The sequence below is a fragment of the Halorubrum trueperi genome (assembly GCF_042662525.1).
GTDB lineage: Archaea > Halobacteriota > Halobacteria > Halobacteriales > Haloferacaceae > Halorubrum > Halorubrum trueperi.
In genome coordinates, this window is record NZ_JBHSXI010000025.1 from 1 (window position 1) to 7,027 (window position 7,027).

The 7,027-nt window shown below is 57.0% G+C and carries 8 protein-coding genes; 4 read left to right on the top strand and 4 right to left on the bottom strand.

The annotated features are described in order from the left end of the window. Positions 1–247: 247 nt before the first annotated feature. Positions 248–844: a PH domain-containing protein gene (locus tag ACFQEY_RS17075; RefSeq protein ID WP_379770982.1), complete on the top strand. Its 597-nt coding sequence runs from the start codon at positions 248–250 to the stop codon at positions 842–844. A 249-nt stretch (positions 845–1,093) separates the two neighbouring features. Next, positions 1,094–1,585: an MOSC domain-containing protein gene (locus ACFQEY_RS17080; RefSeq protein ID WP_379770985.1), complete on the top strand. Its 492-nt coding sequence runs from the start codon at positions 1,094–1,096 to the stop codon at positions 1,583–1,585. 77 nt (positions 1,586–1,662) lie between these two features. Here the strand turns inward: ACFQEY_RS17080 and ACFQEY_RS17085 are convergent, their stop codons facing one another. Together ACFQEY_RS17085 and ACFQEY_RS17090 are read right to left on the bottom strand one after the other, a co-directional pair. Beyond that, positions 1,663–2,847: a trans-sulfuration enzyme family protein gene (locus tag ACFQEY_RS17085; RefSeq protein ID WP_379770987.1), complete on the bottom strand. Its 1,185-nt coding sequence runs from the start codon at positions 2,845–2,847 to the stop codon at positions 1,663–1,665. 490 nt (positions 2,848–3,337) lie between these two features. Next, positions 3,338–3,685: an avidin-fold protein gene (locus ACFQEY_RS17090; protein ID WP_379770989.1), complete on the bottom strand. Its 348-nt coding sequence runs from the start codon at positions 3,683–3,685 to the stop codon at positions 3,338–3,340. Positions 3,686–4,030: 345 nt separating this feature from the next. Between ACFQEY_RS17090 and ACFQEY_RS17095 the strand changes: the two genes are divergently transcribed. Then, positions 4,031–4,168: a hypothetical protein gene (locus tag ACFQEY_RS17095; RefSeq protein WP_379770991.1), complete on the top strand. Its 138-nt coding sequence runs from the start codon at positions 4,031–4,033 to the stop codon at positions 4,166–4,168. A 26-nt stretch (positions 4,169–4,194) separates the two neighbouring features. Here the strand turns inward: ACFQEY_RS17095 and ACFQEY_RS17100 are convergent, their stop codons facing one another. Both ACFQEY_RS17100 and ACFQEY_RS17105 read right to left on the bottom strand, forming a co-directional pair. Continuing rightward, entirely contained in the window at positions 4,195–5,010 is an 816-nt protein-coding gene (locus ACFQEY_RS17100) for a CPBP family glutamic-type intramembrane protease (RefSeq protein WP_379770994.1), read from the bottom strand. 10 nt (positions 5,011–5,020) lie between these two features. Continuing rightward, positions 5,021–6,019: a DUF7544 domain-containing protein gene (locus tag ACFQEY_RS17105; RefSeq protein ID WP_379770997.1), complete on the bottom strand. Its 999-nt coding sequence runs from the start codon at positions 6,017–6,019 to the stop codon at positions 5,021–5,023. Between the two features lie 302 nt (positions 6,020–6,321). Here ACFQEY_RS17105 and ACFQEY_RS17110 point away from each other — a divergent pair, with 302 nt between their 5' ends. Beyond that, the gene (locus ACFQEY_RS17110) at positions 6,322–6,858 is read left to right on the top strand and encodes a hypothetical protein (protein ID WP_379771000.1); all 537 of its coding nucleotides are present in this window, start codon (positions 6,322–6,324) and stop codon (positions 6,856–6,858) included. Positions 6,859–7,027 lie beyond the last annotated feature (169 nt).

Consider the following 7,027-nt stretch of genomic DNA (forward strand, 5'->3'; position numbering starts at 1 on the left):
GATCTTACAGGAGACGCTCGCTACCGCTACGCAACCGAGGTGTGAGGCTTAGCTAAAGACGAATGCTCTTGAAGCACAACAGGAGACGACAGGAAACACATCGGCCTTGACGTCCGACACCGGTAATGCGGCGGAGGAACAATCGACTGGTGAGGGCAACACCGATCAGACTGAGTTCGTGAGTAGTAACCAGAGAACCGAGAGCTCTCCTGCCGATCAAGAATCGGATGATGAACGGTAGCCAGCTATGACGGAGTCGATCGACCCGGCTATCCCGGTCGACACGAACGAATCGGTCGAATGGGCTGGCCGCCCGCGGGTCACTACCATCCTTCCAGCAGTTGTGATCGGCGTTCTCCTCCTCGTCTCCGGGATCGTGGTCAGCGTTACTACAGAGAACCCGTTTTTCCTCGCAGTCGTTCCACTCGGAGTGGCGATCCCGCTCTGGAAGTATTTTGCTCTCCAAGGCGTGCAGTACGTGATAACGGACGAAGCACTTTACGTGAAACGCGGCGTGTTGACCCGGTCTGTTACACAGGCAAACCTTGAAACCGTCCAGAACAGTTCCTTTGGACAGGATATCACGGGGTCGATCTTCGGATACGGCTCAGTTACGTTCGAAATCGCTGGTGGGGACGACCTCTCGTTCCGGGCGATCGAAGACCCTCGTGCAATCCGGGCGCTCGTCGATCGGACCGCATCGAACAATGATGGTCTCGGTGGGAACGATCGACGGGAATCCGGTATCCCTGGAGATCTGACGCAGTGGCAACAAATTCGTGACGAGATACGAGCGATTCGCAGCTCTCTGGAAGATAGCCGTTTGGGAACAGCCAGAGAGTAGGCAGTATATCTACTCTGCAAATCGGTCAGTACAGACCAATATTGTATCACACTGCTCTGTCATCTACCGAGCATCTGTCAACAAGGGCGTGACCGATACAGAGGGTGAGTTCAGCACGACGGCACCGCTCATTTCATGTCAAAACCGGTGAAACACCCGCTCACTACACATGCGGACATACCGCTGAGTTACCTTCTCAACGACACCTACACCCGAGTATTTATACTGTGATAAATGCGCATAGCAAACATGACCGGGAGTGGCACTGTCGAACGAATTTTTATCGCATCTGAAGTCGAAGCGGAGATGGAAGAACAGACCGACGTTGAAGCATTTGCCGAAAAAGGACTTCGAGGTGATCGCTACTTTAGCGAGATTGAGACGGGAACCTTTGTCGAGTGGGAGCCAGATGAAGAACGCCACGATGGGTACGACCTCACGTTGATCGAGCAGGAGGCTGTCACAGCCATCGAACGTGAAGCGGGAATTGAACTCGCACCGGGAGAACACCGACGAAACATCGAAACCCGTGATGTCGCACTCAATCATCTCGTTGGGAAACGATTCCGAATCGGTGACGCCATTTGTCGAGGGAATCGACTGTGTGAACCGTGTAATCATCTTCAGCGCATCACTCAGGACGGCATATTAGGGGCACTCACTCACCGAGGTGGACTTCGAGCGGATATTCTCGAAGATGGGATAATTCGCCCCGGAGACGTAATCGAACCGGTCGAATAATTAGCACTCTTTCCTCTAGGCACAGTTGGTATTCCTGCTTGTGGATCGGAGCGGTCGGATAAAAGGGGAACGTGCGCCTACGATAGTGCCTTCTGGAGGTCCTCGCAGAGGTCATCAGCGTCTTCGAGGCCAACGGATACCCGGACTAACTTCTCAGGAATCTCCGCTGAACCCTCACTACGACTGAACTCGTCAGGGAGCATTAGTGAGGGTACCTCAACAAGGCTCTCAACCCCACCGAGACTTGCCCCCGGCGTAAATACCTCAAGTCCCTTAATGAATGCCTCAAGTTCGATGAGCGTGCCATCAAACTCGAAGGACAGCATCCCACTGTATCCTGACATTTGCTCACTCGCAAGGTCGTGTTGTGGGTGGCTCTCAAGACCCGGATAGTGGACGCGAGCGACCCGATCATGGCTTTCGAGGAACCGGGAAACTGCCATCGCGTTCTTCTCGTGATGTTCCATCCGCGCGGGCAGTGTCTTGATGCCTCGCGCAACGAGGTAGCAGTCGAATGGTGAAAGCATATTTCCAAGCCCAACTCGCTGCGCGAACGCTAATTGCTCAAAAACCCCACCATCATCAGTGATAACGGCACCGCCGATAGAGTCGGAGTGTCCGTTGAGATACTTGGTGGTGCTGTGAACGACAACGTCAGCACCCAGTTCGAGTGGGGCTTGGTAGTACGGACTTGCAAAGGTACTGTCCACGACGAACAGAGCATTACGGCCATCGGCGATATCGGCTATCGTTTGGATGTCGCACAACCTAATCAGGGGATTCGACGGCGTTTCTGCCCAAATTAAGTCAGTGTCCACGTTGACTGCACCGGCGACGTTGTCGGGGTCACGGGCGTCAACAAAGTCGATATCAACGCCGAGGTGTCCGGCCATGTGCTTGGTGAGCAGCTTTTCGGTTCCGCTATAGATGGTGTCCGAGGAGACGACGTGCCCTCCCGGGGGGATCAGTGACAGCATCGTCGCCGATGTGGCGGCCATTCCGGAAGCGAACGCCAAACCATGCTCGCCTCCTTCGAGGCGGGCTAACTGCTCTTCAAGGACTGCCCGCGTTGGATTGCTCTCGCGCGAATAGTCGTGTTCATTGGCGTCCTCCCCACTGGCCCACTCGAACGTAGTCGAAAGATGAATCGGTGGGACAACGTCGTTCGTCCCATCTCTGTAAGGATGTGTCTCGGTTTTAGCTGCACCGACTGCGATGGTTGCGAATCGATTCCTGTCGGATTGGCTATTGTGTCGTGTCATCAGATACTCACCACGGGACCCACACGGACCCGATCTAGGGGGTGTTCATAGGAATGTTCTCAGTTGCGAAGGATAGGTGTGAAGTTCCCGGCGAGGGTGGCCAGAAACCCAAACCCAACTTGGACGGTGGGTCAGCGAGTTGTCGGTTGCTAACCGTTGTCTGCTCTCAGCGAAAGCGTCTCGTTCGCGTGGACGAGTGAACAGTCCTTAGCATTCAACACTCTGTGTTAATCAACACTATGACTCGTGGTATTCGCGCTGTGTATCTCGCATGGCTATCGGAATACCCATTCGAACTGGTAGAACTTTCTACAGTCAATACGCAAGCGCGATCTTACGGTTGATGCAGCCGCACACCCCCGGAAGAATCGACCGTAGAGGCAAAACAATCAGCTTCTATTGAAATACTTAGTAGGTGATACGTGTTGCTCCGGTTGCGGTCAACACAGGTCAAGTAGTGACCATTCACGATGTGATCTTTGAAGACAATCTACTCATCAACTTCTTCATGAATTGATTCTCCAGTACCGGGTTTTGATTCCCACTCCCACTCATCTTCAACTCTCACACGCCCATCGTCAAGAAGCTCGACATCACCAACAGAGTGTCCAGTCGCGGTTTCGTTATCTGTGTTTATTTGGGTGTATCTGATGTCCCACTGCTCACCATCAAACGTACCAACCAAGTGACCATCTACGACCTCGCCACCAGAGTAGTTGGCATAGATTCGTTCACCGGTCTGTTCAAAGTGGAAAACGGTATCTGCACCCACTTCTCCGTCTTCATCGTTCGCAACGCCTGCAAGTGTTAGACCATCAAATGAGATTTTATCTTTCATACCGTAACTTGTCTCATTGGGTGAATAACATTTCTGGTGTTCAGTCCGCGCTCTTCAGCGACCAGCTGTTTCAGACGAGACTGTATCTGAAGAATAGGGTTTCAATAGAACCTAGACACTCCGCCTCTCGCAGGTATTTTCTACCTGGTTCTGAGAATTTTAACAGAACCGCTCAGATTTGTAACAAAAGTGATGCAGTGACTAGACGAGCGAATGTATCAGATAGTGTATACGGTTAGCCCTACACGCAGAGTCGGACACTCTCATGAGAAGCACTGTACGGATGCACGCTAGTGTGCGCCCTGACGAAGTCCAAGACGGCGCACTCGAAGACGGTGACCGCGGATGACGACGATCGATATCAACGGTCTCACGAAACACAACGGTGACGTCGAGTTCACGATGGGCTCCGGTCTGTTTCTCGCCGGGACCGCAGTCGGTGTCGTCTACGCGTACGTTCGCGCCCGACGACGGTCCGCGTGAGCTACTACGCCCGCCTTCCAGTCGGCTTAGAAGATCAGCGTCCCGACCGCGGAAACGGTGACGAGAACGACGTGAAACGCGGCGTGTGCGACCATCGCCGTCTCCAGCGATCGCCGCCAAAACAGCCAGCCGAGCGCCACGCCGACGGTCGCGTTCAGCAGGATGGTTCGGATGATCAGCGCGGTCGTGAGCTCGAACGTCGACGCGAGCGCGGGCAGGTGGCCGACGCCGAACGCGACCGCGCTAGCAACGATTGCGATCCACATCACCGCCGCGGGCGGCGTCTTCGTGCGCTCTCGGAGTCGGTTTCGAAGCCCCCAGCAGACGAATGCGATCGGGGCCATGACGCCCCATCGGAGCAGGATCTCTTCCGTGATTCCGCCGTAGAGGAGTCGCATCGGAATCGACGCGATCAAGTCTTCAAACGCCGCCGCATCCCCAGTAGGTTCGACTAACTTGAGTCCCGTAAACGGGGCGAACGCCACATCGAGGACGGTGACGAGAATGAACACCACCGCACCCAGCCCGACCGCGAGCGGCAGTGATCGTCGAAACGCGTCCCAATCCGGACTGCCACCGGACGCCCACGCGAAGACGTGTGAGTGTAATCCCGTCCGGGGAGCGGTCACCGTGCCGAGAGCCACGAAGATGACGAGAAGGATAGTCGAGTTCGCGGCCGCAACCAGCACGAGCGTCGGATACGACAGGACCGCCAGTTCGGGTATCGCCTGAAGCGTCGGCACGGAGTAGATCGTAAGCGCGACGACGCCGACCATCCCGAGTACGGATAGCGCGACTGCGCCACGAGCGGCAGAACCCCACGCCGGTGAGTTGTCGCTCATAGCTTTTCTCTCAACGAGTCATTGGTCCTGGCTCTCCTCCCGACGGGTGACGGTCAGATAGGACGTCGAACGACTCCTCGATGTCGCCGAGCACGAGCAGCGCGTAGTATCGGAGATACGTTACGACGGGGACCTGTGCGAGCGTCCCGATGACGAGCATCAACAGTCCGAACAGGAGCACAAGTGCGACGAGGACGACGATTCCGACCGTCGACGACAACGAGACGGTCACGTGCGTGATCGCGGCGACGATGAGAACGGGGATGAGAAACACGATTGCGATGAGTCCGACCACGATCGAGGCGATGATCCCGGCCGCAACCGTCAACAAGAACGCGATTACGACGTACGCCAGATACTGTTTCCACGCGGTCTTGATCGATCCCCAGAGGCGACGCCACGCCGCGAGTACGCCCGAGTCTGCCTCAATCATGAGCGGCACGACGAACACGGTCGTGAGCCCCGACACCAACGCATACAGGACGCCGATGAGAAACACCACCGGGATCCCGACGAGGAACGCCGTGGCAGGGATCGTAGGATCGCGTCCGGTCAGGATCGGAACGATGAGCAGTGCGAGCCAGCCGGCGAACAACGCGATCATCGGGAGCCCGATCGCGATCCGGAACCCGAACAGGCGGAGGCCCTGTCGCCAGCGCCGCCGCCAGTGTCGTCGGAGCGACACCTCGCCAGTGCGGAGCGATTCGATCAGCACAAATTCCATGACCGCTCCGATCAACGCGAACAGCCCGCCGAGCAGGAGTCCGGTGGCGACGAGTACGACGGCAAGCGTCACCACGTCGATCGGGAGGCTAAACGGGAGATCACCGTTCGAGACGTCTCCCGCCGGCGTCGACGTGTTGAACTGTGCCGTCGGGAAGCTCACGCCGCTCCCGACGAAGAACACGACAAGCGCGAGCTTCAGCCAGCGGCGCACGTCGATGGGAGTCAGAAACTCTCGGGTGACGCTGAACGCTTCCTCGACGTTTTCGACGGCGTGGAGGGCCATGGATAGAAATACGCAAACCGTATAGTTAGCCCTTCTGGTGGAGTCTCACGGGGACTTCTCTCACGGGCGTCTCGATGATGTGGTTGTCGTGCGAAGGGTGACCGTTCACGGTCGCCCCCGATTTGGACGTCTCACAGACAACCCGAATTCAACGCCCATCCGGACGGGTTCGAGACTGAGTTCATCGACAAACCCCACACGCTACGAACGAAGTCGGTAGACAAATCGAAGTAGGGGGGGTAGTCGACTCACAAAATTCGATCGGGGCAAATTCTATGCACTCGCCCGTAGAACTAACACGTATGAGGTCCCTCCCCACAGATCCCCTCCATCGTGCGTGTACTCGATACGGACCTGGACGACTTCCCGGCGCAGATCGACCGGACGTCGGTGCAGGCTATGCGGCCGCGAGTGCTGCACTCGCTGCATCGGTCCTGTTCGCTGCCACCGCGATCGGTGGCGAGACTGTCGGGTTGTTATCGTCAAACGACGGTCTTGTGTGGTTCGCGTTCGCCGGGCTCGCGGCCCCGGTCGTGATTCCGACCGCGCTCGTAGTCGGTGTTGTCGTTTGGCGACTCCTCCCATCGGACATCCCGTTTTTCGGACCCGTCGCCGGTCTACTTGGGACGCTCGGGACGTACGTTGGCAGCCTGATCGCCGTCACGCTCATCCTGACGACAGCCGCCGCGCTCGGGCTATCCGGTGCCGATCCCGTGAGCGCGGCAACGATCTCGTTCGGCGTCGTCGCTATCGGATTCATGATTACGTGGTGGGTGGCGTTCCCGGTTGGGGTCGTAAGTGGGGCAGTGTATACTGCTGTCGTCGAGGAGTCCGAGTGAGGCGATCGCGATGGGTTCACCATCACTCCGAACGCTCCTCGTCGCGGCAATCGGCGGAGTTGCCCATCTCGGCATCGTCGAGTTCCTGTTCCGCCGGCTCGATCACGCTCCCGACTCCCTATGGCCGTTTGCCTCGGTCACCAGCGCAACGTTCGTCTTCGCGTTCGGG

Bases quoted from the DNA above. Each gene is read 5' to 3' on its own strand.
- ACFQEY_RS17095 (WP_379770991.1), top strand. From the start codon at position 4,031: ATGACGACGATCGATATCAACGGTCTCACGAAACACAACGGTGACGTC.
- ACFQEY_RS17105 (WP_379770997.1), bottom strand. From the start codon at position 6,019: ATGGCCCTCCACGCCGTCGAAAACGTCGAGGAAGCGTTCAGCGTCACC.
- ACFQEY_RS17085 (WP_379770987.1), bottom strand. From the start codon at position 2,847: ATGACACGACACAATAGCCAATCCGACAGGAATCGATTCGCAACCATC.
- ACFQEY_RS17080 (WP_379770985.1), top strand. From the start codon at position 1,094: ATGACCGGGAGTGGCACTGTCGAACGAATTTTTATCGCATCTGAAGTC.
- ACFQEY_RS17100 (WP_379770994.1), bottom strand. From the start codon at position 5,010: ATGAGCGACAACTCACCGGCGTGGGGTTCTGCCGCTCGTGGCGCAGTC.
- ACFQEY_RS17075 (WP_379770982.1), top strand. From the start codon at position 248: ATGACGGAGTCGATCGACCCGGCTATCCCGGTCGACACGAACGAATCG.
- ACFQEY_RS17110 (WP_379771000.1), top strand. From the start codon at position 6,322: ATGAGGTCCCTCCCCACAGATCCCCTCCATCGTGCGTGTACTCGATAC.
- ACFQEY_RS17090 (WP_379770989.1), bottom strand. From the start codon at position 3,685: ATGAAAGATAAAATCTCATTTGATGGTCTAACACTTGCAGGCGTTGCG.